Source organism: Pseudomonas sp. 22526, from assembly GCF_052044735.1.
Classification (GTDB): Bacteria; Pseudomonadota; Gammaproteobacteria; order Pseudomonadales; family Pseudomonadaceae; genus Aquipseudomonas; species Aquipseudomonas piscium.
The window spans coordinates 1-25459 of the sequence record NZ_JBQENK010000033.1; the positions used below are offsets into that span (position 1 = coordinate 1).

Below are 25459 nucleotides of genomic sequence, written 5' to 3' on the forward strand. Positions count from 1 at the left end.
ACCAGCACCCGGCAGCCCGAGGCGCCGATCGGGTGGCCGAGGGCGATGGCGCCGCCGTTGACGTTGACCTTGCTCGCGTCCCACCCCAGTTCCTTGCCCACCGACAGCGACTGGGCGGCGAAGGCTTCGTTGGCTTCGATCAGGTCCAGCTGCTCCAGGGACCAGCCGGCCTTGTCCAGGCAGCGGCGGGTGGCCGATACCGGGCCGATGCCCATGAACGCCGGGTCGACCCCGGCGTTGGCGTAGGCGGCGATCTTCGCCAGCACCGGCAGGCCCAGGGCCTTGGCTTTGGCGGCGCTCATCAGAATCACCGCGGCGGCGCCGTCGTTCAGCGACGAGGCGTTGCCGGCGGTGACCGTGCCGTCTTTCTTGAAGGCCGGCTTGAGCTTGCTCAGGGATTCGGCGGTGGTGCCGGCGCGCGGCTGCTCGTCGGTGGCGAAGGCCACTGGCTCGCCCTTGCGCTGGGGAATCAGGATCGGGGTGATCTCATCGACAAAACGCCCGCCCTCGATGGCGGCCATTGCCTTCTGCTGCGAAGCGGCGGCAAAGGCGTCCTGGGCTTCGCGGCTGATGCCGTATTTGTCCACCAGGTTCTCGGCGGTGATGCCCATGTGGTAGTCGTTGAAGGCGTCCCACAGGCCATCGCTGATCATGCTGTCGATCATCTGGCTATGGCCCATGCGCAGGCCGGTGCGGGCGCCGGGCAGCACGTAGTTGGCCAGGCTCATGTTCTCCTGGCCGCCGGCGATGATCACCTCGGCGTCGCCGCAGCGGATCGCCTGGGCGCCCAGGTGGAGGGCCTTGAGGCCGGAGCCGCAGACCTTGTTCAGGGTCAGCGCCGGCACGGCGTGGGGCAGGCCGGCCTTGATCGCGGCCTGGCGCGCCGGGTTCTGCCCGGCGCCGGCGGTGAGCACCTGGCCCATGATCACTTCATCGACCTGGGCGCCCTCCAGGCCGGTCTGGGCCAGCAGCTGGCGGATCACCGCGGCACCCAGATCAACCGCGGAGATGTTCGCCAGCGAACCCTGGAAACTGCCGACCGCGGTGCGGGTGGCGGCAACGATTACGACGTCTTGCATGGCGCGAATCCTCATTGCTATGGGCGGCATCGGTCGGTGACTACGGACAAGGGACCGATGCGCGAGAACTTGGAAAATCATGGTTGCATAGAAGGTCGCGACGCCGCCAATCGCGAACCGGTGGGTCGCGTTCTGTTCGCCTGGTCGGCTATTACAGGCCCATGCGCCGGCGTGCGCGATGTATCGAGCCGTTGCGTACCGCCCAGCGCAGCATCGGCGCACTGCGGTTGACGCTGGCGCGGATCAGCTGGCGTTGCAGCAGCCCCTGGTTGACGCCAAGCATGTCGCTGGCCCAGTCGGGCAGCAGGTCGATGCCGGCCTGCATCATCAACGAGCCGAATGGCTTGGCCAGGCGGCTTGGGGCGGGTGCCGCCAACAGCAGGCGCAGCACTTCGCGGCTGCGTTCATCGCAGAGCAGCTGTGGGCGCATCCGTGCCAGGTAATCCGCCACGGCCCGGCGCGAGCGCGGCACATCGCTGGCGCCGAGGCGCTCGGCGATCAGCGCGACTTCCCCGTAGTAACGATCCTGGTCGGCAGGCGATAGGTGCGGATTGCGGTAACGCAAATGCGCCGCCAGAAAGCTGCTGACTTCGGCCACATGCACCCAGGTCAGCAGTTGCGGATCGCTGGCGGCATAGGGTCGGCCGTCTGGTGCAGTACCGACGATCTGCAGGTGAATGGTGCGCACCTTGTCGATCAGCCATTCGGCATCCTGCCGCGAACCGAAGGTGGTGCCGGAAATGAACTGCGCGGTACGCCGCAGGCGCCCGATCATGTCTTCCCGGAAGTTCGAGTGATCCCAGACCCCGGCCAGGGCCAGCGGGTGCAGGGCCTGCATCAACAAGGCGCTGATGCCGCCGATCAGCATGCTGCTGAAATCGCCATGCACCTGCCAGCAGATGGCGTCCGGGCCGAACAGGCCCGGGTCGCCCTTGGGGTTGTCCAGGTCGAGCTGGCCCAGCGACAGGCCACCCAGGCTCATCACCTGGGTTTCGATACGACTGCGAATGAATTCCATACCGCTTGGCTGTTCCTTGGTTGAGGCCTGAGGCCCGGCTCAGAGGTTCAGGCGTTTATCGATCAGGCCCTCGACCACGCTCGGGTCGGCCAGGGTCGAGGTATCGCCCAGACTGTCGAGCTCATTGCAGGCGATCTTGCGCAGGATACGCCGCATGATCTTGCCCGAGCGGGTTTTCGGCAAGGCCGGTGCCCACTGGATCAGCTCCGGCTTGGCGAAACTGCCGATCTCGCGGCTGACCAGGCTCAACAGCTCCTGTTTCAGCTGGTCGCTGGGCTCGACGTCATTCATCGGGGTGACAAAGGCATAGATGCCCTGGCCCTTGAGGTCGTGGGGGTAACCGACCACCGCGGCCTCGGCGATGCTGTCGTGCAGGACCAGGGCGCTTTCGACTTCGGCGGTGCCAATACGATGCCCGGACACGTTGATCACGTCGTCGATGCGTCCGGTGATCCAGTAATCGCCGTCTTCATCGCGCCGCGCGCCGTCGCCGGTGAAGTAGTAGCCCGGGTAGGGTTTGAAATAGGTCTCGACCATGCGCTGCGGGTCGCCGTAGACACTGCGGATCTGCGCCGGCCAGCTGGCCTTGATCGCCAGGATGCCGCTGCCGGCGCCGCTGATTTCCTTGCCGTGCTCGTCCAGCAGCACCGGCTGCACCCCGAACATCGGGCGGGTGGCGCAGCCTGGCTTGATGTGGCTGGCGCTGACCAGCGGGCTGAGCATGATGCCGCCGGTTTCGGTCTGCCACCAGGTGTCGACGATCGGGCAGCGCTGCTCGCCGACGATATTGAAATACCACTCCCAGGCTTCCGGGTTGATCGGCTCGCCGACGCTGCCCAGCAGGCGCAGGCTGCTGCGCGAGGTGTGCTGCAGCGGCTCGGGGCCTTCGCGCATCAGTGCGCGCAAGGCGGTGGGGGCGGTGTAGAAGATGTTCACCCGGTGCTTGTCGATGACTTCCCAGAAGCGCGAGCTGCTCGGATAACTGGGCACGCCCTCGAAGATCAGGCTGGTGGCGCCATTGGCCAGCGGGCCATAGACGATGTAGCTGTGGCCGGTGACCCAACCGACGTCGGCGGTGCACCAGAAGACTTCGCCTTCGCGGTAGTCCAGCACGTATTTGAAGGTCATCGCCGTTTGCAACAGGTAACCACCGGTGGTGTGCAGCACGCCCTTGGGTTTGCCGGTGCTGCCGGAGGTGTAGAGGATGAACAGCGGGTCTTCGGCGTCCATCGGTTGCGGCGGGCAGTAGTCCTCGACGTCGCGCAGGGCCTGGTGATACCAGAGGTCACGGCCTTCGACCCAGTTCACCGGGTTCTGGGTGCGCTCGACCACCACCACCGTGCTGACGTTCGGGCAGCTTTGCAGGGCCTTGTCGACGTTGTTTTTCAAGGGCACGAACTTGCCGCCACGGACCCCTTCGTCAGCGGTGATCAGGGTGCGGCAGTCGGCGTCGAGAATGCGGTCGCGCAGCGCGTCCGGGGAGAACCCGCCAAAGACCACCGAGTGCACCGCGCCGATGCGGGTGCAGGCGAGCATGGCGTAGGCCGCCTCGGGGATCATCGGCATGTAGATGCAGACCCGATCGCCTTTTTTCACGCCACGGCTTTTCAGGACGTTGGCCAGGCGGCAGACGTAGTGATGGAGTTTCTTGTAGGTGATTTGCAGCGACTCGGCGGGGTCGTCGCCTTCCCAGATGAGCGCTACCTGATCGCCGCGTTTTTCCAGGTGGCGGTCGATGCAGTTGTAGCTGACGTTCAACTGGCCGCCGGCGAACCAGGTCGCGGCGCCGGTTTTCAGGTCATAGCGCTGCACGGTTTGCCAGGGGGCACTCCAGTGGAGAAAGCGGGTGGCCTGTTCGGCCCAGAAGGTGCTGGGGTGCTCGATGGATTCGCGGTACAGCCGCTGGTAGTCGTCCTGACTCAATTGCGCAGCCCGGCGGACGGCATCGGCTTTGGGGAACATGCTGATATCGAACATGACGGTTCCTTATTCTTGTTTTAGCGACAAGCGATAAAGATGCGCCTTGATCGGAAGGGGTTCAAGGGGAGGGTGGCCAATCGCGAGCAAGCTCNCTTGCTCGCGAAGGGGCGTTTCAGGGCGTTATCAACCGCGGTGACGACCGCGGAAGTAGTTGATCAGGCCCTGGGTCGAAGCATCCTCGGCCGGGGTTTCTTCGCTGCCGACCAGGCGGTTGTAGACGCCCTTGCCCAGCTCCTTGCCCAGCTCCACGCCCCATTGGTCGAAGGCGTTGATGCCCCAGATCACGCTCTGCACGAAGACCTTGTGTTCGTACATCGCCACCAGCGCGCCCAGGCGGCGCGGGCTGATGCGCTCGACCACCAGGGTGTTGCTCGGGCGGTTGCCCGGGATCACCTTGTGCGGCGCCAGCTTCTGGACTTCGGCCTCGCTCATGCCTTTTTCACGCAACTCGGCCTCGGCCTCGGCGCGCGTTTTGCCGAGCATCAGCGCCTGGCTTTGCGACAGGCAGTTGGCGTACAGCCACTGGTGATGGTCGGCCACCGGGTTGAAGCTGACGATCGGCACGATGAAGTCGGCCGGGATCAGCTGGGTGCCCTGGTGCAACAACTGGTGGTACGCGTGCTGCCCGTTGCAGCCCACGCCACCCCAGATCACCGGACCGGTGTCGGTGGAAACCGGCGTGCCGTCCTGGCGCACGCTCTTGCCGTTGGATTCCATGTCCAACTGCTGCAAGTGCTTGGTGATGTTACGCAGGTAGTGGTCGTACGGCAGGATCGCGTGGCTTTGCGCGCCCCAGAAATTGCCGTACCACACGCCCAGCAGGGCCAGGAGGACCGGCATGTTCTGCTCGAACGGCGCGGTCTGGAAGTGCTGGTCCATGGTGTAGGCGCCGGACAGCAGTTCCTTGAAGTTGGACATGCCGATGGCCAGGGCGATTGGCAGGCCGATGGCCGACCACAGCGAGTAACGCCCGCCGACCCAGTCCCACATCGGGAAGATGTTCTCTTCGCGGATGCCGAAGGCCACGGCGGCGGCGTTGTTGCTCGACACCGCGATGAAGTGGCGATACAGCTCGGCCTCGGAACCGCCCTGAGCCAGGTACCAGGCGCGTGCGGCCTGGGCGTTCTTCAGGGTTTCCAGGGTGTTGAAGGATTTCGACGAGACGATGAACAGCGTGGTTTCGGCGCGGATCTTCGACGACAGTTCGTGGAATTCGCTGCCGTCGATATTGGCCAGGTAATGGCAACGCACGCCTTTCTGGGCGTAGGACAACAGGGCTTCGGACACCAGCTCGGGGCCGAGGAAGGAACCGCCGATGCCGATGTTCACCACGTCGGTGATCGGCTTCTCGGTGTAGCCGCGCCACAGGCCGTCATGGATGCGTCCGACCAGTTCGGTGATCTGGTTCAGCACCTTGTGCACTTCCGGCATCACGTTGACGCCGTTGACCGACAGCTTGTCGCCCACTGGGCGGCGCAGGGCGGTGTGCAGGGCCGGACGGCCTTCGGAAGAGTTGACCAGTTCACCGGCGAACAGCGCCTTGATCGCGTCCTGCAGACCGGCTTCATTGGCCAGGCCCACCAGCAGGTTGCGGGTTTCGGAGGTGATCAGGTTCTTCGAGTAATCGAGAAAAAGCCCACAGCCGCTGAGGCTGAATTGATGAAAGCGCTGCGGGTCGGCATTGAAGGCCTCGCGCATGCTGAAATCCTGCATGGCTTGGCGGTGGTCATTCAACGCTTGCCAGGCGGGCAGAGCGGTAACGTCGTGAGGAGTGCGGTAGTACGCCATCGCTGCGGTTTTCCTTTTACTTGAACTGCCTGTTGGACACTGAAAAGCCCGGAACGTCCTGCTCGAAGAATAACGTTCGGTCAAACCTGCGCTGACACGATTAAGCACGCAGGGCGATTACAGTAACTCTCGCGTGCTGATCTGTCTTGGCTTTGTCTGACCTGCGGCCGGTACTTTTTTATACCGGCGCCTCAGAGCCGCGCAACGAGCGGGATTTCAGGGGATGAGAATAATCGGGGCTCAGGCGACCTGAACCGGAATGGCATGGCTGGTGTGGCTCAGCTCGTTGCCCGGCGCCATGTAGAGCATGCGCGGCTTGAAGTCGAGCAGTTCGGCTTCGCTGTAGTGAGCGTAGGCGCAGATGATCACCCGGTCGCCGACCTTGGCCTTGTGCGCGGCGGCGCCGTTGACCGAGATCATGCGCGAGCCTTCCTCGCCACGAATGGCGTAGGTGGTGAAGCGTTCGCCATTGTCGACGTTGTAGATCTGGATCTGTTCGTACTCACGGATACCGGACAAGTCCAGCCATTCGCCGTCGATGGCGCAGGAGCCTTCGTAGTCGAGCACAGCGTGGGTGACTTCGGCGCGATGCAGCTTGGCCTTGAGCATGATGGCGTGCATGAGTGGTTCTCTCGGTCGGATCCTCGAACAGGGCCCGCAGCATCGCTGCAGGCCCCGGGCGGCGGCAGTTTGCCCGAAGGTCAGGCTTCGGGCAATCGGCCTCTGGAACCTAGGCGTCGAGGTCCAGATGCAGGTTGTCGATCAGGCGGGTGGCGCCCAGATAGGCCGCCGCCAGAATCACCAGGTCGCGGTCTTGCGCGGTGGCCGGGCGCAGGGTCCGGGCGTGGCGGATTTCCAGGTAATCCGGGCGGAAACCGGCGGCTTCGAGCAGCTGTTTCTGCTCGTCCAGCAGCTTTGGATAGTCCCGCTCGCCCTGGCTGATGGCTTGGGCGATCTGAGTCAGGCCACGATAGATCGCCGGAGCGATGGCACGCTGTTCTTCACTCAGGTAGCCGTTGCGCGACGACAGCGCGAGGCCGTCGGCGGCACGCACGGTGGGCTCGCCGATGATCTGGATCGGCATGTTCAGGTCATGCACCAGCGCGCGGATCACCGCCAGTTGCTGGAAGTCCTTCTGTCCGAAGACCGCAAGGTCCGGCTGCACCATGTTGAACAGCTTGCTGACCACAGTAGCCACCCCTTCGAAATGCCCGGGACGGCTGGCGCCGCACAGGCCTTCGGAGAGTTGCGGCACGCTGACCCGGGTCTGGCCGTCCATGCCGTCGGGGTACATCTCTTCGACGGTCGGGGCGAACAGCAGATGGCAACCGGCTTGCAGGAGCTTTTCCTGGTCGGCGGCCAGGGTCCGCGGGTACTTGTCGAGGTCTTCGCCGGCGCCGAACTGCAATGGATTGACGAAAATGCTCGCCACCACGAAGTCCACCCGCTGGGCCGCCTTGGTCACCAGGGCAGCATGCCCGCTGTGCAGGTTGCCCATGGTCGGTACGAAGCCGATGCGCTTGCCCTCGCTGCGGGCACGGGCCACGGCGGCACGCAGTTCACGTACGGTTTTTACAGTATTCATGCAGAAAACCCGTGCTCGGCGCCTGGGAAGGTCACGGCCTTGACTTCATTGACGTAGGCGCTCAGGGCCGCCTGGATGCTTTCCTGGCCGGCCATGAAGTTCTTCACGAACTTCGGCGCACGACCGCTCAGGGACAGGCCCAGCATGTCGTGCAGAACCAGCACCTGACCGTCGGTGGCGCTGCCGGCGCCGATGCCGATCACCGGAATCTTCACTGCCTGGGTGATTTCCGCCGCCAGTTCGCTCGGTACGCATTCGAGCAGCAGCATCGCTGCGCCGGCCGCTTCCAGGGCGATGGCGTCGGCACGCATCTGTCGGGCCTGGTTTTCGTTACGTCCCTGCACCTTGTAGCCGCCGAGGATGTTCACCGATTGCGGGGTCAAGCCCATGTGGGCGCAGACCGGGATGCCGCGCTCGGCCAGCAGGCGGATGGACTCCGCCAGCCACAGCGCGCCTTCGACCTTGATCATGTGCGCGCCGGCCTGCATCAGCTGGGCGCTGTTGTTCAGGGCCTGTTCGGTGGTGGCGTAGGCCATGAACGGCAGGTCGGCGAGGATCAGGGCGCCACTGTTACCGCGTTTCACCGCGGCGACGTGGTAGGCCATCTCGGCGGTAGTGACTGGCAGTGTGCTGTCGTGCCCTTGCAAGACCATGCCGAGGGAGTCGCCCACCAGCAGTACTTCAACGCCGGCCTGGCAACAGGTGTGGGCGAAGGTCGCGTCATAGCAGGTCAACATGGTGATCTTTTCACCTTTCTGCTTGAGGCCTTGCAGGGTGGTCAGGGTGATGTCTGGCATGAAAAGGGGTCCTCATTCAGGCGCTCTGGAAACTGCTGCGAGTAACGCGCGTGATTCTTTATCTATGCAGGCGCACGGTCTGTTGTCGTGCTTATAAGGCCTGGATTGCGCCCTGTAACGCCGTGTTGGCGGCAACGGGACGCCTATAGTCGTGAGGAGAACTCGGGAAGTCAATTGCATGTGTTACCGCATTGTTACGGCGTGAGTGTTACCGCCGTAACTGATGCGTTTCAGCAGTCAGGCCAGACGTTCCAGGCCGACAAATGGGCAGGCGGCGAGCAGGTCGCGCAGCTGGCGACCGTCGGCCAGCTGCAGGTCGGCGGGGGCCAGTTCGGCCAGGGGATAGAGGACGAAGGCCCGGGCCTGCATGTGGTAATGCGGGACCTTGAGCCGCGGTTCGTCGATCAGGCGATCGCCGAACAGCAGGATGTCCAGGTCCAGGGTGCGCGGCCCCCAGCGCTCGAGACGCTCGCGGCCCTGGCCGTTTTCGATAGCTTGCAGCGCGTCCAGCAGTTCGAGGGGCGCGAGGCTGCTGTCCAGGGCGGCCACGGCGTTGGTGTAGCGCGGTTGGCCGGGCAGCAGGGAATCGCTCTGATAGAAGGCCGAGACTCCCGCCAGTTGGCTGTGCGGCAACTGCGCCAGCGCGTCGATCGCGCTGCGCAATTGCTCCGCCGGGGCAGCCAGGTTGCTGCCCATGCCGATGTAGATGCGTTCCATCGGGTTATTCGCCGGAAGCGCTCGGTGCGCCGGCGGTGGCGCGTTTGCGTTTGGCGCCACTGCTGCGACGACGTTTGCGCGGACCTGTGCCGGCTTCGTCCTTGCCGCTCAGGTCGCGAATCATGTCGCGGCGCCCGGCGTCGTTGGCGTCCTGGTAGTCGGTCCACCACTCACCCAGGCCATCGGTCTGTTCGCCGGCGCTTTCGCGCAGCAGCAGGAAATCATAACCGGCGCGGAACCGCGGATTGTCCAGCAACTGGTCGGCGCGCTTGCCGCTGCGACGTGGCAGGCGTTCCTGCATGTCCCAGATTTCGCGGATCGGCATGGTGAAGCGTTTTGGAATAGCGATGCGCTGGCACTGTTCGCTGATCAATTCGTGAGCAGCTTCCTGCATCGCCGGAATCGGCGGCATGCCGCGTTCCTGAAGGCGCAGCACGCGAGCCGGCAGGGCCGGCCACAGCAGCGCGGCGAACAGGAAAGCCGGGGTTACCGGCTTGTTCTGCTTGATGCGCAGGTCGGTATTGATCAGGGCTTCGCTGATCAGGGTATGGGTGTAGGTCGGGTTGTACTCCAGCGCCTCGGCGCTGGCCGGGAACAGTGGATCGAACAGTTGCAGGTCGACCAGCATCTCGAAGGTGTCGGCGGCATGGCCGGACAGGAACAGCTTGAGCACTTCCTCGAACAGGCGTGCCGAGGGGATTTCCCGCAGCATGGGGGCCAGGTCGCGGATCGGCGTGGCGGTGTGTTTCTCGATGCCGAAATCCAGCTTCGCTGCGAAGCGCACGGCCCGCAGCATGCGTACCGGATCTTCCTGGTAGCGCTGGCGCGGATCGCCGATCAGGCGGATCAGATGATTGCGGATGTCGTGCACGCCGTTGGCGTAATCGAGGATGCGCTCGCTGACCGGATCGTAATACAGGGCATTGATGGTGAAGTCGCGGCGCTGGGCGTCCTCTTCGAGGGTGCCGTACACGTTGTCGCGCAGGATGCGCCCGCTTTCGTTGCGCGAGGATTGGTTGCTGTCTTCCTCTTCATCGTTTTGCGGGTGATTGGCGCGGAAGGTCGCGACCTCGATGATCTCGCGGCCGAAGTGGATATGCACCAGCTTGAACCGACGGCCGATGATCCGCGCGTTGCGGAATTCGGCCCGCACCTGTTCCGGCGTGGCGCTGGTGGCGACGTCGAAATCCTTGGGGGTGATATTGAGCAACATGTCGCGCACGCAGCCGCCGACCAGGTAGGCCTGGTAGCCAGCGTTCTGCAGGCGTTCGACGATGTTCACCGCATAACGGCTGAACTGGGCGCGTTGCAGCGAGTGTTGGCTGCTGTTGAGCACTTCAGGCGTGCTGCGTTTGTGTTGCGTACGACGCAAGGGGGAACGGAATGACTGGAACAACTTCTTCAGCATGGGATGCACTGTTTGAAGGAATGTTCGGCCATAACGAAGAATGACCGCATGATGGGCGGGGATTCTAGCATTTAGTCGGGGGATGGTGTAGGAAGCTGCGGCGAGTCGTGCGCGGCGCTTTGGAACGCGGGTTGGCGGGGCTTTTCGCGAGTAAAACCGCAATCGCGGAAACCACAAGGGGAGCCGAAGCTCCCCCAGAAGTGTTTGCGTGCTCTATTTTTATTATTGGTTTCGGGCTTCTTGTTTTTGTTTAACGCCCTTGTCACCTGGTTAACCCAGAGTGACCCTCCCAATCGGGAGCCAAGAGCAAACGGATTGCTTTGGTCGCTGTGCTGCAATGATCAGTGATCCAACCAGTTCAGGCTCTGCCTTAGGGCAGTTTTTGTTGTTCTCGGCCTGGTTGTGGGGCAAGCCCCAATGACAACGCCTCTCCAAAAGAATCAGTTAGCTGCGCCTCCGCCGTGTTGTTTTTATTGTGCGTGAGTCGATTCGTCTTATTTTTATTGTCTTATGCATTGCTTGTTATTGTTCTTGTACCAAACATATAGCAGGTGCCGTGCCAACTTTTGCGGGGCCCAGTAAAACAAGGGGTTAGGTGCGGTTCGGAGGTTTCTCCAGGCGAAAAAAAGCCGGGGCTTCGTTACCGTAAGCCCCGGCTTTTGTTACGTGAAATGACTGAGGTAACAGTTTTTTCACAAGGTCGCGTGTTACCCGCAACCCGTTACCGCCGGGCTTCAGCTTTCGCTGGCGACCCCGGTCTTGCGCCGTGGGATGCCCAGGCGCTGGCGGCGTTCCCACAGGCATTTGCGGCTGACGCCCAGTTTGCGGGCCAGTTCGGTCTCGGTCATGTGGTCCTGGTGCTCGAGAACGAAATGCTGGAAGTAGTCTTCCAGCGACAGGTCTTCGGTCGGCTCATGGCTGCTGTTGTTGGCGTTGGCGGCCTGGGGCGCCAGGCCGATGAACTCGTCGTCTTCCAGGTCGCTCAGTTCGATATCGATACCCAGCAGCTCCGCAGAGATTTCCGGGCTTTCGCACAGGATGACCGAGCGCTCGACGGCGTTTTCCAGTTCGCGAACGTTGCCTGGCCAAGAGTAATGGCGAATGGCTTGCTCGGCGTCCGGGGCGAATTTCAGGTCGGTGCGGCCCACGCGCGCGCTCTGGCGGGCGAGGAAGGCATTGGCGATTTCGTTGACGTCGGCGCCGCGCTCGCGCAGGGCTGGCAGTTTCAGGGCAATCACGTGCAGGCGGTAATACAGGTCTTCACGGAACTGGCCGATCTTGGCCAGGCTCTTGAGGTCGCGGTGGGTCGCGGCGATCAGGCGCACATCGACCTTCTGCGATTGCACCGAGCCGACCCGGCGGATCTCGCCTTCCTGCAATACGCGCAACAGGCGGGCCTGGGCTTCGAGCGGCAATTCGCCGATTTCGTCGAGGAATAAAGTGCCGCCATCCGCCGCTTCCACCAGGCCGGCGCGCCCGGCGCTGGCACCGGTGAAGGCGCCTTTTTCGTGACCGAACAGCTCGGACTCGATCAGGGTTTCCGGAATGGCCGCGCAGTTCACCGAGATCATCGGCGCCTTGGCGCGCTTGGACAGGTTGTGCAGGGCGCGGGCTACCAGTTCCTTACCGGTCCCGGATTCACCCTGGATCAGTACATTGGAATCTGTCGGGGCGACCTTGCGGATCTTGCTGTACAGGTCCTGCATCGGTGGGCAGGAACCGATGATGCCGATTTCGCCATTGCTGGCGTTGGCACCGGCCTTGTCCGCGCCGTTGCCCGACTTGGCGGCCGGACGCTCGTTCGGATTGCTCTGTGCGCTCTGGCGGTCGCGCAGGATGCGCGCCACGGCCTGGAGCATTTCATCGTGATCGAAAGGCTTGGCGATGTAGTCCACCGCGCCCATCTTCATCGAGTCGACCGCCGAGCGCAGGCTGGCGTAGCTGGTCATGATCAGCACCGGGGTGCCCTGGCCAAGCTTGATCAGCTCGGTGCCGGGGGCGCCAGGCAGGCGCAGGTCGCTGACGATCAGGTCGAACGTGGGAATGCTGAAACGCTCTTGTGCTTCCTGCACGGAACCGGCTTCGCTGACCTGGTACTGGTTGCGTTCCAGCAGGCGGCGCAAGGCGGAGCGGATAATTGTTTCGTCTTCGACGATCAAAATGTGCGGCATTGATTCGATTCTCTCGACGGTCTCAGTTCACAGCGGACGTCGCTTCGACATGACGCGGTAAGGTCACCCGGATACGGGTGCCGCGTTGGCTTTCGGTGTCAGCCGGGCTGTCGATGGTGATTTGTCCATAATGCTCTTCAACGATGGAATAGACCAGTGCAAGGCCCAGTCCGGTGCCCTCGCCAGGATCCTTGGTGGTGAAGAAGGGTTCGAACAGTCGATCCATGATGCTCGACGGGATGCCGCTGCCTTCGTCTTCGACGATCAGGTCGATCGTGTGTTCGCCGGCCTCGCTCTTGACCCGTACCGCGCTGCCCGCCGGTGATGCGTCGCGGGCATTGGATAGCAGGTTGATCAGTACCTGGGCGAGCCGTTGCGGGTCGCCGTCGACCCAGTGGTCCGGATCGCATAGGTTGAAGAACTGCACTTCGAAATTGCGCCGGTTCAGCGCCAGCAGACCAATGGCGTCCTGCGCCACCTCGGCCAGGCACACGGCTTCGTCGTTGTGCTGGTGGCTGCCGGCGTGGGCGAAGCTCATCAGCGACTGGACGATGCGCGACACGCGCTTGGTCTGCTCGAGGATCTGGCCGCTGATTTCGGTGAGTTCGCCGTCCTCTTCGCGCTCTTCGCGCAGGTTCTGCGCCAGGCAGGCGATACCGGTGATCGGGTTGCCGATTTCGTGGGCCACGCCGGCGGCCAGGCGGCCGATGCTGGCCAGGCGCTCGGAATGCACCAGCTTGTCTTCGAGCATCTGGGTTTCGGTCAGGTCTTCCACCAGCAGCACCAGGCCGCTGTTGCCCGGGGCCAGGGGTTCGTCGATGGCGGCCTTGTGCAGGTTCAGCCAGCGGGTCTGGCCATCGAGGGCCAGATGCTGCTTGTGCAAATGTTCGTCGGGGACGTTGATGAAGCCTTGCAGCAGCTCTTTCCAGGGATCGGCGATGGTGCTCAGGCGCGAACCGACCACATGCTGCGCCGGAATGCTGGTCAGTTCTTCCATGGCCTTGTTCCACATGAGGATTTCCTGATCCTTGGCCAGGGAGCAGACGCCCATCGGCAGTTCCTGCAAGGTCTGGCGGTGGTAGCGGCGCAAGGCATCGAGCTCGGCGGCCAGGCCGGTCAGGCGCGAGTGGTAGTCCTCGAGCCGGCTTTCGATGAAGTGAATGTCTTCGGTTACATAGTTTTCGCCGCCGGCCTTGTAAGGCAGGAAGGTTTCCACCATGTCCTGGGCCACGCTGGGGCCCATCAGGCCGGACAGGTTGGCCTCGATACGGTCGCGCAAACGGCGCAGGGCATAGGGGCGGCGCTCATCGAAGGGCAGGTACAGGTCGCGCAGCGCCTGCTCGACTTCCTTCTGCGCGGCCTTGGCGCCCAGGGGCTTGGCCAGCTGGGTGGCGAACTCCTGGGGCGAGGCAGCATGCAGTTCGCGACGTTGCGGCCGGCGCACGTTGTCCACCGCACAGGCTTCGGCGGCGCTGGCTTCTTCGGAGCTGGCGTTGGTGAACAGCGAAATCAGGGTGAACATCAGGACGTTGGCCGCCAGTGAGGCGATGGCCGCCATGTGCCAGCTGGTGTCGTCCAGCACGTAGATCATGTTCAGCAGCGGTATATAGAAGCCCTGCAGATTGCCGATCAGCGGCAGCAGCATGGTCACCAACCACACCAGCGTCCCGGCCATCAGCCCGGCGATGAAGCCGCGCCGGTTGGCGGTCGGCCAGTACAGCACCGAGAGCACGCCGGGGAGGAACTGCAGGGTCGCGACAAAGGCGACGATGCCGAGGTTGGCCAGGTCCTGTTCGGCCCCCAGCAGCAGGTAGAAGGCATAGCCGGCCATGATGATGGCCACGATCAGCGCGCGGCGGGTCCATTTCAGCCAGCGGTAGATATTGCCTTCGGCCGGTGGCTGATACAGCGGCAGCACCAGATGGTTGAGGGCCATCCCCGACAGCGCCAGGGTGGTGACGATGATCAGGCCGCTGGCGGCGGAAAGCCCGCCGATATAGGCCATCAAGGCCAATGCCGGTTTGTTGGCGGCGATGCCGATGCCGAGGGTGAAGTACTCGGGGTTGGTGGTGGCGCCCAGTTTCAGGCCGGCCCAGAGGATCAGCGGCACTGCCAGGCTCATCAGCAACAGGAACAGCGGCAGGCCCCAGCTGGCGCTGACCAGCGAGCGCGGGTTGAGGTTTTCGGTGAAGGTCATGTGGTACATGTGCGGCATCACGATCGCCGAGGCGAAGAACACCAGCAGCAGGGTGCGCCAGGGTCCTTCCTGCAGCGGCGTATGCAGGGCGGCGAGGGCGGTCTGGTTCTGCAGCAGCCAGAGTTCCAGCTGTTGCGGGCCATCGAATACGCCGTACAGGGCATAGAGGCCGACGCCGCCGATGGCGATCAGCTTGATCACCGACTCGAAGGCGATGGCGAACACCAGGCCTTCGTGTTTTTCCCGGGTGGCGATGTGCCGGGAGCCGAAGAAGATGGTGAACAGGGTGATCAGCGCGCAGAAACTCAGGGCGACCCGGTGCTGCACCGGCTCGCGGGTGAGGATGCCGATGGAGTCCGCGACCGCCTGGATCTGCAAGGCCAGCAGTGGCAATACGCCGACCAGCATGATCACCGTGGTCAGTGCGCCGGCCCAGGTGCTGCGAAAGCGAAAGGCGAACAGGTCGGCCAGCGACGACAGTTGGTAGGTGCGGGTGATTTTCAGGATCGGGTAAAGCAGCACCGGCGCCAGCAGGAAGGCGCCGGAGACCCCGAGATAGCTGGAAAGAAAACCGTAGCCGTACTGATAGGCCAGGCCGACCGTGCCGTAAAAGGCCCAGGCGCTGGCGTAGACCCCGAGGGACAGGGTGTAGGTCAGCGGGTGGCGGATGATCGAGCGCGGGATCATGCCGCGTTCGCTGACCCAGGCCACCCCGAACAGCACCAGCAGGTACGCGGCGCTGATCAGGATCATCTGGGTCAGGCTAAAGCTCATCGGCATCTTTTTGGCTCTGCAGGATGAAGGTCACGACGATCAGGATCAGCCAGAGCAGATACGGGCGATACCAGGCGCCCGTAGCATCGATCCACCAATCCATGATGGCGGGGGAGAACAGATAGATCCCCACTACCAGCAGCAGGACCAAGCGATAGATGTACATCTCGGCCTCTCTTTATTGTGTGCGTGCCCGAAAACGTGCGGCGATGGTAACGGATGGGCGCCAACCTGCAAGGGGCGTCAGCGTATTTGCGCTTCGGGCACGCTCAGTGTGCGTGGGATCAGTAAAGCATCCCAGTGTTCGATGCCCCAGCTCAGCACTTCCCGAGGGCTGGCATGGAGCATTTCGCTGTCGGTTTTCTGCCCCAGGGCGCGCAAGGCACGCAACAGCAGCGGTGTGGCCTGGTCCGCGGCCAGCGGCGGGGAGCGGTAGGACTTGCCCAGTTTGTGCCCGTCCGGCTGGGTGATCAGCGGCACATGCAGGTAACGCGGCTGCGGCAGGCCGAGCAGCTCTTGCAGGTACAGCTGGCGCGGGGTGGAGTCCAGCAGGTCGGCGCCGCGCACGATATCGGTCACCCCTTGCCAGGCGTCGTCGAGCACCACCGCCAGTTGATAGGCGTAGAGACCGTCGCGGCGACGGATCACGAAGTCGCCCACATCGCGCCCCAGATGCTGGCGAAATTCGCCCTGGACCCGGTCGGTGAAGCGATATTCCAGTTCCGGCACGCGCAAGCGGATGGCAGCGTCTTCCTGGCCGTGTCCGGCATTGCGGCACAGGCCCGGATAAATGCCGTGGTAGGGCTCCAGTTGCTTGCGCGAGCAGGTGCAGGCGTAAGCCAGGCCCTGGTTGAACAGGCGGTTGAGGACTTCGGCGTAGGCCGTGTGCCGGTCGCTCTGGCGGACCATTTCGCCGTCCCACTCGAAGCCGTAGCTTTCCAGGGCCTTGAGGATGGCCGCCTGGGCGCCGGGCTCTTCCCGGGGCGGATCGAGGTCTTCCATGCGCAACAGCCAGCGGCCGCCGACGGCGCGGGCATCGAGGTAGGAGGCCAGGGCTGCGACCAGCGAGCCGAAATGCAGGTGCCCGCTGGGGGTGGGGGCGAAGCGCCCGATGTAGGAAGAGGTGTGAGAGGCAGTCATGGAGAGGATGTTACTTCGTTCGGTCCCAAGGTGACGATGGCGTCTGCAGGGTCGCCATCGCGAGCAAGCTCGCTCCTACAGGGGGGAGGCGTCAGAAACAAAAACGGAGCGTTCGCACGCTCCGTTTTTCGTTCAAGCCAGCGATTATTTGCCGACTTGTTTTTCCTTGATTTCCGCCAGGGTCTTGCAGTCGACACACATGTCGGCGGTAGGGCGGGCTTCCAGGCGGCGAATACCGATCTCGACGCCGCAGGATTCGCACCAGCCGTATTCTTCGTCTTCGATCAGTTGCAGCGTCTTGTCGATCTTCTTGATCAGCTTGCGCTCACGGTCGCGGGCGCGCAGTTCAAGGCTGAACTCTTCTTCCTGGCTGGCACGGTCGGCCGGGTCGGGGAAGTTGGCTGCTTCGTCTTTCATGTGATCAACAGTGCGGTCGACTTCCTGCATCAAGTCCTGTTTCCACTTGTTCAGGATCTTGGTGAAGTGCTCGCGCATGGGCTTGCCCATGTACTCTTCGCCCGCGGTTTCAACATAGGGCTCGAAGCCGCTGATCGATTGATTCTGTTGCTTTGCTTGGGTGGGCATGAAATGGACCGCCTCTACTCATGTAATCCATTGCGCAGGATTGCTCCATCACCGGCATGCCGGCCCTGCGACTGCAAGCGGGCGAACTTACCAGATCGAATCGGGCGGCGCTACTCCCGGTTGTCGAGCCCGCGTCTTGCGGTGCTCGCAAAGGTCGATGCCGCCTGGCCTGGTCTGTTCGGGGGCCTGGTCAATTAATGATTTTAGCCAAGCCTGGGCCTGGTGTCCGTCTTCTTTACAGGGGGGGATGGCAGGTGCTTGAAGGCTTTGGGCTCTCCCTTGTCCCCGGGGTTGGGTAGAATCGGTTTTTTGCTCACTTCAATGAAGGAAGGCTAATGGCTCAGTCCTACAGTGCGCGCAGCCGCGCTATCGAACCTTTCCATGTGATGGCCCTGCTGGCCCGTGCCAATGAGCTGCAAGCGGCCGGGCACGATGTGATTCACCTGGAAATCGGTGAACCGGACTTCACCACGGCTGAGCCGATCATCAAGGCCGGGCAGGCCGCCCTGGAGGCGGGCAAGACCCGCTACACCGCCGCCCGCGGGATCCCCGAGCTGCGCACGGCCATCTCCGGTTTCTATCGGCAGCGCTACGGGCTGGACATCGACCCCGAGCGCATCATGATCACGCCCGGTGGTTCCGGTGCGTTGCTGCTGGCCAGCAGCCTGCTGGTCGACCCAGGCAAGCACTGGCTGCTGGCGGACCCGGGCTACCCCTGCAACCGGCACTTCCTGCGTCTGGTGGAAGGCGCGGCGCAGCTGGTGCCGGTCGGACCGGACGTGCGCTATCAACTGACGCCGGACCTGGTGGAGCGTTATTGGGATCAGGACAGCGTCGGCGCCCTGGTGGCCTCGCCGGCCAACCCGACCGGCACGCTGCTCACCCGTGACGAGCTGGCGGGGCTGTCGGCCGCGGTAAAGGCGCGTAATGGCCATCTGGTGGTGGACGAGATCTACCACGGCCTGACCTACGGCAGCGATGCCGCCAGCGTGCTGGAAGTCGATGACAGCGCCTTTGTCCTGAATAGCTTTTCCAAATATTTCGGCATGACCGGCTGGCGCCTGGGTTGGCTGGTAGCGCCGCAGGCGGCGGTCGGCGAGTTGGAGAAGTTGGCGCAGAACCTTTATATCAGCGCCCCGAGCATGGCTCAGTACGCCGCTCTGGCCTGCTTCGAGCCGGACACCATCAGTATCCTGGAAGAGCGCCGCAACGAGTTTCAGCGGCGCCGCGACTTCCTCCTGCCAGCCCTGCGCGAGCTGGGCTTTGGCATCGCGGTGGAGCCGGAAGGGGCGTTCTACCTGTATGCCGATATCAGCGCTTTCGGCGGCGATGCCTTTGCCTTCTGCCGGCACTTCCTCGAAACCGAACACATTGCCTTTACCCCGGGTCTGGATTTCGGTCGCCATCAGGCTGGGCACCATGTCCGGTTCGCCTACACTCAGAGCCTGCCGCGCCTGCAGGAAGCGGTGGAGCGGATTGCCCGTGGCCTGCGGAGCTGGCAAGGCTGATGCGCTTTCATCCTCCCCTCGAAGAAGGTCGCCTGGTTCGTCGTTACAAGCGTTTTCTCGCCGATATCGAGACCATTGGCGGCGAGTTGCTGACCATTCACTGCCCCAACACCGGTTCCATGTTCAATTGCATGGTCGAGGGTGGGCAGGTCTGGTTCAGCCGTTCCAATGACCCCAAGCGCAAATTGCCCGGGACCTGGGAAATCAGCGAAACGCCCCAGGGCCGGCTGGCTTGCGTCAACACGGCGCGGGCCAACACGCTGGTGGAAGAAGCCTTGCGCGCCGGAGTGATCGCTGAGCTGAACGGTTTTACCGCCCTCAAGCGTGAGGTGCCCTATGGCCAGGAGAACAGCCGGATCGATTTCCGCCTGGACTACCCGGACGGCCCGGCTTTCGTCGAAGTCAAAAGCGTCACCCTGGGCTTCGACGGTTCCGCGGTCGCGGCCTTCCCGGATGCGGTGACCCAGCGTGGCGCCAAGCATTTGCGGGAGCTGGCCGGCCTGGCGCGTGAGGGTATCCGGGCGGTGCAGTTGTATTGCGTCAACCTGTCGGGGGTCGAGGCGGTGCGGCCGGCCGAAGAGATCGACCCCGGTTATGCCGCTGCGCTGCGCGAGGCGGTGGCATCCGGGGTCGAGGTACTGGCTTACGGCGTGCGTTTGACTGCCGAGGAAGTGTGCATCGAGCGCCGTCTGGACGTATTGCTCAACGGCTAGAGCTGAACCCAGATGCCCTGGCTGTCTTCCCGGCAGGGGATGACCGTCAGGGATTGCCCGGCACAGGGGCCGGCCACGCATTCGCCGTTTTCGATCAGAAACAGCGCGCCGTGGGTGGCGCACTGGATCAGGCTGGCGCTTGGGTCGAGAAACTGATCGGGCTGCCACTCCAGAGCGACCCCGCGATGGGGGCAGCGGTTGGTGTAGACGTAGACCTGTCGATCGCGACGCACCGCGAAAAGTGGCCGGCCTTCGAGGTTGAAACCTCGGCTGGAAGCCTCCGGCAGATCGCCGGGGGCGCAAAGAAACTTCATGTCTATCCTCGTAACCGACGGCTCTGGGTTCAGGCTGTCACAGTTTTCCTGCGGGCGCTTGATGAAACATGTCTGTGCTTGACGGTCAAATGCAAACAATTATCAAATGGCTGCTTCGCCTGTGGGGCGCTTGCTCATTTCGATGCCTGGGTTGCAGGGCATGTCACATGTACGGCGGCTTCCGTGGGCCCACTCTCTGAAGGAACTACCTTTATGCGTTCGAGTGCCCGCGCAATCGCGCTCTGTGTCGGACTTCTGGCCAGCCATGCCGCTGCGGCGGCCGAGTTACCACAACGCTGGGTGAGCGCCGGCGGCGCCTTGTCCGAATGGGTGAGCGCGCTGGGCGCCGAATCGAAGCTGGTGGGCGTGGACACCACCAGCCAGCATCCCGAATCCCTGAAGAAGCTGCCGAGCATCGGTTATCAGCGCCAGCTGTCGGCGGAAGGCATTCTCAGCCTGCGTCCGCAGATTCTGGTGGGGACCGAAGAGATGGGGCCGCCGCCGGTGCTCTCGCAGGTGCGCAGCGCCGGGGTGCAGGTCGAGCTGTTCTCGGCCCAGGCCGACCTGCCGACCCTGCAGGACAACCTGCAGCATCTGGGCAAGTTGCTGGGCAGCGAGGACAAGGCCACGCAGTTGTTCGAGCAATATAAGCAGCAGCTGGATCAGCAGCAGGCCTGGGTCAGCCAGGCCCGGAAAAAGCAGGCGGCGCCGGATGTGCTGCTGTTGCTCGGGCATGCGGGCGGCAAACCTCTGATTGCCGGTAAGGACACCGCTGCCGACTGGCTGTTGCAGCAGGCGGGTGGACGCAATCTTGCTACCCATACGGGTTACAAACCCTTTTCCACGGAGTCGTTGGCCGAACTCAACCCCGAGGTTCTGGTGTTTGCCGATCGCAGCCTGAGCGGCGAGGCGGCCCGTGCCGCGCTGTTCAAGGAAAACCCGATCCTCGCCTCCAGCGGCGCGGCGAAGGCCGGCCGGGTCTTCGAGATTGATCCGACCTTGCTGGTGGGCGGCCTGGGGCCACGCCTGCCACAGAGCCTGAAAAGGTTGTCGGCCGATTTCTATCCAGCCGAGTCGGGCCAGGCCAGCACTGCCCAATGACCCCTTTGCTTAAACCCCGTGCTTTGTTCATTGGCCTGAGCCTGCTGTGTCTGTTGGCGATCTGGTTGTCCCTGGCGCTCGGGCCGGTCAGCCTGCCGCTGCTCGATACCCTGCAAGCCGCCCTGCGTCTGCTGGGCTTGCCCATTGAGGGGCAGGGGCTGGAGCAGGCCGAACTGATCCTCGGGCAGATTCGCTTGCCTCGCACCCTGCTGGGGCTGGCGGTAGGGGGCGTGCTGGCCCTGTCCGGCGTGGCGATGCAAGGGCTGTTTCGCAATCCCTTGGCTGACCCGGGGCTGGTGGGTGTCTCGAGTGGCGCGGCGCTGGGCGCGGCCTTTGCCATCGTCGGTGGTGCGCTGCTGGGTGGCGTGCCGGAAGCGATCGGCCCTTATCTGTTGTCGTTCTGTGCCTTTCTCGGTGGCTTGGTGGTGGCGTGGCTGGTCTACCGCCTGGGGCGGCGCAATGGCCAGACCCATGTGGCGACCATGCTGCTGGCGGGGATTGCGTTGACGGCGCTGGCCAGCTCGGCGGTGGGCCTGTTCACCTACCTGGCCGACGATGCGACCTTGCGCACCCTGACGTTCTGGAACCTGGGCAGTCTCAACGGCGCCAGTTATTCGAGATTGTGGCCACTGCTGCTGGTCAGCGCGGCCGTGGCATTGTGGTTGCCACGCCGGGCCAAGGCCTTGAATGCCTTGCTGTTGGGCGAGTCCGAGGCCGGTCACCTGGGGATCGATGTCGAACGGTTGAAGCGGGAGCTGGTGTTCTGTACCGCGCTGGGTGTCGGTGCGGCTGTCGCCGCTGCCGGGCTGATCGGCTTTGTCGGGCTGGTGGTACCCCATCTGGTACGCCTGCTGTCGGGGCCTGATCACCGAACCCTGTTGCCGGCGTCGATACTGGCCGGCGCCAGCCTGCTGTTGCTGGCGGATCTGGTGGCGCGCCTGGCGCTGGCGCCTGCGGAGTTGCCCATTGGCATCGTGACCGCCTTTATCGGTGCGCCCTTCTTTCTGTTTCTGTTATTGCGAGGGCGCGCCTGATGCTGCGAGCGGAGAATCTGACGGTGCGCCGTGGCAGGAAAACCGTGCTGGAGGGGATCGACCTCGAGCTCAAGCCTGGCGAAGTGCTGGGAGTGCTGGGCCCCAATGGCGCAGGTAAAAGCACTTTGCTGGCGGCCTTGTGCGGCGAATTGAAACCCGATCATGGCCAGGTCTGGCTTGATCAGTGCGAACTCTCCAGATGGGACGGTGGGCAAAAGGCGCAAAGGCTGGCGGTGCTGCCGCAAAGTTCGACGCTCGAGTTCGCCTTCCGGGTCGAAGAGGTCGTTGGCCTGGGACGCCTGCCTTATCAAAGCGGTCGGGCACGGGATGAGGAGATCGTCATGCAGGCCCTGCAAGCGGCGGATGCGGGGCATCTGCACGCTCGCAGCTATGTGGCCTTGTCGGGCGGCGAACGTCAGCGCGTGCACCTGGCCCGGGTGTTGGCGCAGCTATGGCCGGGCGCGGTCGGCCAGACCCTGTTGCTCGATGAGCCGACCTCGGCCCTCGACCCCTTGCATCAACATGTCACGTTGCAGGCCATCCGCGAGTTTGCCGATCGTGGGGTCGCGGTCCTGGTGATCCTGCATGATCTGAACCTCGCCGCGCGATATTGTGATCGCCTGTTGTTGCTCGAAGGCGGGCGGCCTCACTCGCTGGACAGCCCGGCGCAGGTGTTGCGGCCCGAACCGCTCAAGGCGGTGTTCGGACTGGAGGTGTTGGTGCAGGTGCATCCCGAGCGCGGCCACCCTTTGATCATCGCCCGCTGAGGCGATTTGCGGAGGCGCCAGATGCGTGTGTTATTGATCCTGAGTGTGCTGCTGCTGGGCGCCTGCCAGGGCGTGCCGGTCATGCCTGAGCTTCCGGTCCAGGCTGAAAGCGGGGCGATTCAGGATCTGCGCAGTGGAAAGCTCCTGACTCCAGAGGAGCTGGTCGTTCGTTTGTCCCAGGCACCGCGGGTGATTGTCGGCGAGCAGCATGACCACCCTGAACATCATGCCTTGCAGCTGTGGTTGTTGCGGGCGATGGCGACCCAGCGCGCGCAAGGCAGCCTGCTGTTGGAAATGCTCACGCCGGACCAGCAACCGCGAGTCGACTCGCTTCGCCAGTACCAGGCGGCGCAGGGCTTGCCCGATGATCTGCCAGGCGCGCTGGCCTGGTCGCCGGGTTGGGACTGGGCGCTGTACGGACCTATAGTGCGTTATGCGTTGCTCCAGCCTTATCCGTTGCTGGCGGCTAATCTGGATAGCTCCGAAGTTCGCGACATCTATCGCCAGGCACTGGCCTTGAGTGGCGAGCGCTCGAATGCCGCCTCGGTGCGTACCGAGTTGTTGCAGCAAGTTCGTGATTCCCACTGTGGCCTGCTGCCGGAAAGCCAGATGCCGGCGATGCTGGCGGTGCAGCAACAGCGCGACCGGCGCATGGCCGAGCGCTTGCTGGCGGCACCGACGCCAGCGCTGCTTTTTGCCGGGGCCTTTCATGGGCGCAAGGATATCGGGGTGCCGGTCCACCTGCTGGACCTCGACGCGTCGAACGGTGCCGTGGTGCTGATGCTGGCGCAGAAGGGTACGCAGGTATCGGCGCAAAGCGCGGATTACGTGTGGTACAGCGCACGGCTGCCGGATAAGGATTACTGCGCCCAGATGCGCCAGTAGGCAATGACCTTTTTTCAGGCAAAAAAAGACCCGGCAAGAGCCGGGTCAAATAACCGTGATTAGCCTGATGAGGAGATAATCTGAGAGTCCGAACCACTGGTCTTCCAGGTTATCGACTGATCTCGCGACCAGTTGTGATAATCATAACGATTCTCATTTCCGCGTCAACAAGGTTTTTCCTGTTTCTGCGAATTCCGTCAAACGCTCGTTTGGATTGCCCGTAAATACGGGGCTTTAAGGGTTGGCGCTCAGGCTGTGCAGGCGGCTGACTTCCTTGTTCAACAGGTCGATTCGCCGCGCCATGCTTTCGATCAGGCTATGGGCGATACGTGGATTGCTCTGAGTCAGGCTGAGAAACTGGCTCTTGGGGATCAGCATCAGGGTGCATGGCTCGCTGGCAATCACACTGGCGTTGCGTTTCTCCCCGGTGAAAACGGCCATCGCACCAAAGATCTCGTCCTTGGGCACGTCTCCGACCTTGTGTCCGTCGACAAAGGCTTCGGCGTGCCCTTCGATAATCACGAACACATGATCGGCGTCATCGCCCTGGCGAATCAGCACCTCGCCCTTGGCCACGCGTTGAAAACCGTTGCTGTTGCGCAACTCGGGTTGCTGGAGGCGGGCAACGGCATCGGAGAGCAGGGCGGTTTGTCCGATCAGGTACTGCAGAAACAGTTCGGAACGCTGTTCGTCGGCATACAGATGCTGGAACACCGCGGAACGCTGATAGGGGATCAGGCTCAACGGTTGGTCGCTGCTGAGTTGCCAGCGCGGCAGCTCAGCTCCTCGGCGCAGCCCGAGCAGGTCGCCTTCATGCAGATAAAACAGTGGGCGCTCATCGATGCTGGCTTGTACCTGGCCGCTTTCGAGCAGGAACAGCTGGCTGTCGGCAAGGCTGCTGGAGAGATCCTTGGAAGGGGCCACTTCCAACACATCGCCAGACGGCAGCAGGCCTTCCAGCAGGCGCGGCGGGATGCTCTGCAGCCGATTGATCAAGGCGTCGGCGTAAGCCGGTTGTTCCCCCAGTAAATACATAAGAAGCCTGCCAGGTCAGTTCTTGTGGCGTGTAGAAATGGCGTCCAGCTGTTTGTTGAGTGCTTCCTTGCGTTCTGCCGGAATGTCGTTCCAGTGCACATCCATCAGCGCGCCTTCGATGGCGTACAACAGCACCTTCGAGGCTCGGAACCCTCGGGTCCGCACGGCCCGATAGGCATCCACCGCCCCCAGGCGGCGCAAGTCCGAAGCGCTATGGATGCCCACTGCATGCAGCCATTGTGCCGACGTCTTGCCAAGGTTCTTCAGGTGTTGCAATTCATCATTCATCAAGCCTCCTTGCGACGGCCGAATGGTGCGTGGGCAAGTCTCAAAGGAGTGTAGCGCTCAGTAGGAAAAGCGCTGTTCTTTGGTCGGTTTTGGCGCAAAAGCTTCTAAGGCGACAGAGGAAAGCACGTCAGAAGCAGAGGGAGGAGAGGGAAAGGAGCAGGCCAAGTCCAGCGTAAGGCAGAGGGCGCCGGACCTTGGAGCAAAAGGCGAGATTACTTGGTGCGGTAGCGCAGACGAGTGCCGAAATTGACGGACATCAGGATTTCATCGGCGGTCAGTTCGGGCGGGAAGTAGGCGCCGGAGATCTGCGCATGGGCCAGGCTGGCGCCTTCCATGGAAGAGTTGCGCAAGTCGAGGCCGCGCAGATCGGCAGAACGGAAGTAGGCGTCGGTGAAGTCGATGCCGTCGGCGTTCAGCTCGCGCAGGTCGAGGCCGCGAAAGTCACCGCCGCGCATGTCGACAGGCTGATCCTTCGGGCGCTCCCGATTGAAGCCGTCGATGTCGTCTTTGTGCAGCAAAGCGTAAAGGGGGGTGTCGAGAAGTTTGGGCTGACTCATGGGGGGGGCGTCCCTGCT

At 63.2% G+C, this 25459-nt stretch carries 24 protein-coding genes; 6 read left to right on the plus strand and 18 right to left on the minus strand.

Translation table 11 applies throughout. The features are described 5' to 3' along the window. From ACTJKT_RS30070 to dksA, 14 genes are all read right to left on the minus strand, one after another. Positions 1–1079 (minus strand): acetyl-CoA C-acetyltransferase (locus tag ACTJKT_RS30070; protein ID WP_440787992.1); only part of this gene is annotated, 1079 nt, incomplete at its 3' end. A gap of 151 nt (positions 1080–1230) precedes the next feature. Further along, positions 1231–2097, minus strand: a complete 867-nt coding sequence (locus ACTJKT_RS30075) for an oxygenase MpaB family protein (RefSeq protein WP_440790147.1) — start codon at positions 2095–2097, stop codon at positions 1231–1233. Between the two features lie 39 nt (positions 2098–2136). After that, positions 2137–4074: an acetate--CoA ligase gene (acs, locus tag ACTJKT_RS30080; protein WP_440790149.1), complete on the minus strand. Its 1938-nt coding sequence runs from the start codon at positions 4072–4074 to the stop codon at positions 2137–2139. Positions 4075–4200: 126 nt separating this feature from the next. Beyond that, positions 4201–5865 (minus strand): glucose-6-phosphate isomerase, encoded by a 1665-nt coding sequence (gene pgi, locus ACTJKT_RS30085; protein WP_102677908.1) that lies wholly within the window; start codon positions 5863–5865, stop codon positions 4201–4203. A gap of 240 nt (positions 5866–6105) precedes the next feature. Beyond that, positions 6106–6486 (minus strand): aspartate 1-decarboxylase, encoded by a 381-nt coding sequence (panD, locus tag ACTJKT_RS30090; protein WP_097305119.1) that lies wholly within the window; start codon positions 6484–6486, stop codon positions 6106–6108. Positions 6487–6595: 109 nt separating this feature from the next. Further along, positions 6596–7450: a pantoate--beta-alanine ligase gene (gene panC, locus ACTJKT_RS30095; protein WP_440790152.1), complete on the minus strand. Its 855-nt coding sequence runs from the start codon at positions 7448–7450 to the stop codon at positions 6596–6598. After that, the gene (gene panB, locus ACTJKT_RS30100) at positions 7447–8247 is read right to left on the minus strand and encodes a 3-methyl-2-oxobutanoate hydroxymethyltransferase (protein WP_097305117.1); all 801 of its coding nucleotides are present in this window, start codon (positions 8245–8247) and stop codon (positions 7447–7449) included. Before panB ends, panC begins: the two co-directional genes overlap by 4 nt. 237 nt (positions 8248–8484) lie before the next feature. Further along, complete coding sequence (folK, locus tag ACTJKT_RS30105) at positions 8485–8964, minus strand: 2-amino-4-hydroxy-6-hydroxymethyldihydropteridine diphosphokinase (RefSeq protein ID WP_063433039.1); 480 nt, start codon at positions 8962–8964, stop codon at positions 8485–8487. 4 nt (positions 8965–8968) lie between these two features. Next, positions 8969–10372 (minus strand): polynucleotide adenylyltransferase PcnB, encoded by a 1404-nt coding sequence (locus ACTJKT_RS30110; protein WP_097305115.1) that lies wholly within the window; start codon positions 10370–10372, stop codon positions 8969–8971. 734 nt (positions 10373–11106) lie between these two features. Continuing rightward, positions 11107–12543 carry a sigma-54-dependent transcriptional regulator gene (locus tag ACTJKT_RS30115; protein WP_025805357.1) on the minus strand — a complete coding sequence of 479 codons (1437 nt, stop codon included), beginning with the start codon at positions 12541–12543 and terminating at the stop codon, positions 11107–11109. 22 nt (positions 12544–12565) lie between these two features. After that, positions 12566–15520, minus strand: coding sequence for a sensor histidine kinase (locus ACTJKT_RS30120; RefSeq protein WP_025805356.1), 2955 nt, complete (start codon positions 15518–15520; stop codon positions 12566–12568). After that, entirely contained in the window at positions 15504–15680 is a 177-nt protein-coding gene (locus ACTJKT_RS30125) for a hypothetical protein (protein WP_003176118.1), read from the minus strand. The genes ACTJKT_RS30120 and ACTJKT_RS30125 overlap by 17 nt, the downstream gene beginning before the upstream one ends. Positions 15681–15757: 77 nt before the next feature. Next, positions 15758–16654 (minus strand): tRNA glutamyl-Q(34) synthetase GluQRS, encoded by an 897-nt coding sequence (gene gluQRS, locus ACTJKT_RS30130; protein ID WP_440790156.1) that lies wholly within the window; start codon positions 16652–16654, stop codon positions 15758–15760. A 144-nt stretch (positions 16655–16798) separates the two neighbouring features. Continuing rightward, a complete protein-coding gene (gene dksA / locus ACTJKT_RS30135; protein ID WP_007924645.1) occupies positions 16799–17239 on the minus strand; it encodes an RNA polymerase-binding protein DksA in 441 nt (146 codons plus the stop codon). Positions 17240–17574: 335 nt separating this feature from the next. Between dksA and ACTJKT_RS30140 the strand changes: the two genes are divergently transcribed. Then, on the plus strand, positions 17575–18747 hold the full coding sequence (locus ACTJKT_RS30140; RefSeq protein WP_440790158.1) for a pyridoxal phosphate-dependent aminotransferase: 1173 nt from the start codon (positions 17575–17577) through the stop codon (positions 18745–18747). Beyond that, positions 18747–19460, plus strand: coding sequence for a DNA/RNA nuclease SfsA (gene sfsA / locus ACTJKT_RS30145; RefSeq protein WP_440790160.1), 714 nt, complete (start codon positions 18747–18749; stop codon positions 19458–19460). Before ACTJKT_RS30140 ends, sfsA begins: the two co-directional genes overlap by 1 nt. Here the strand turns inward: sfsA and ACTJKT_RS30150 are convergent. After that, positions 19457–19774, minus strand: a complete 318-nt coding sequence (locus tag ACTJKT_RS30150; protein WP_440790162.1) for a Rieske (2Fe-2S) protein — start codon at positions 19772–19774, stop codon at positions 19457–19459. The two genes, sfsA and ACTJKT_RS30150, sit on opposite strands and share 4 nt — an antisense overlap. A gap of 213 nt (positions 19775–19987) precedes the next feature. On the opposite strand from ACTJKT_RS30150, the gene ACTJKT_RS30155 reads away from it, so the two are divergent. The 4 genes from ACTJKT_RS30155 to ACTJKT_RS30170 are packed head-to-tail and all read left to right on the plus strand — an operon-like array spanning position 19988 to position 23561. Then, positions 19988–20875: a heme/hemin ABC transporter substrate-binding protein gene (locus ACTJKT_RS30155; protein WP_440790164.1), complete on the plus strand. Its 888-nt coding sequence runs from the start codon at positions 19988–19990 to the stop codon at positions 20873–20875. A 50-nt stretch (positions 20876–20925) separates the two neighbouring features. Next, positions 20926–21909 carry a FecCD family ABC transporter permease gene (locus ACTJKT_RS30160; protein ID WP_440790184.1) on the plus strand — a complete coding sequence of 328 codons (984 nt, stop codon included), beginning with the start codon at positions 20926–20928 and terminating at the stop codon, positions 21907–21909. Further along, positions 21909–22676 (plus strand): heme ABC transporter ATP-binding protein, encoded by a 768-nt coding sequence (locus ACTJKT_RS30165; protein WP_440790166.1) that lies wholly within the window; start codon positions 21909–21911, stop codon positions 22674–22676. The genes ACTJKT_RS30160 and ACTJKT_RS30165 overlap by 1 nt, the downstream gene beginning before the upstream one ends. Positions 22677–22697: 21 nt before the next feature. Continuing rightward, positions 22698–23561: a ChaN family lipoprotein gene (locus tag ACTJKT_RS30170; RefSeq protein ID WP_440790168.1), complete on the plus strand. Its 864-nt coding sequence runs from the start codon at positions 22698–22700 to the stop codon at positions 23559–23561. A gap of 234 nt (positions 23562–23795) precedes the next feature. On the opposite strand, the gene ACTJKT_RS30175 is transcribed toward ACTJKT_RS30170, so the two are convergent. The 3 genes from ACTJKT_RS30175 to ACTJKT_RS30185 form a co-directional block, all read right to left on the minus strand. Further along, entirely contained in the window at positions 23796–24596 is an 801-nt protein-coding gene (locus ACTJKT_RS30175; protein ID WP_025805347.1) for a Crp/Fnr family transcriptional regulator, read from the minus strand. Between the two features lie 15 nt (positions 24597–24611). Then, a complete protein-coding gene (locus ACTJKT_RS30180) occupies positions 24612–24884 on the minus strand; it encodes a TfoX/Sxy family protein (protein WP_025805346.1) in 273 nt (90 codons plus the stop codon). Positions 24885–25096: 212 nt separating this feature from the next. Then, positions 25097–25441: a pentapeptide repeat-containing protein gene (locus ACTJKT_RS30185; RefSeq protein ID WP_440790170.1), complete on the minus strand. Its 345-nt coding sequence runs from the start codon at positions 25439–25441 to the stop codon at positions 25097–25099. Positions 25442–25459: the final 18 nt, after the last annotated feature.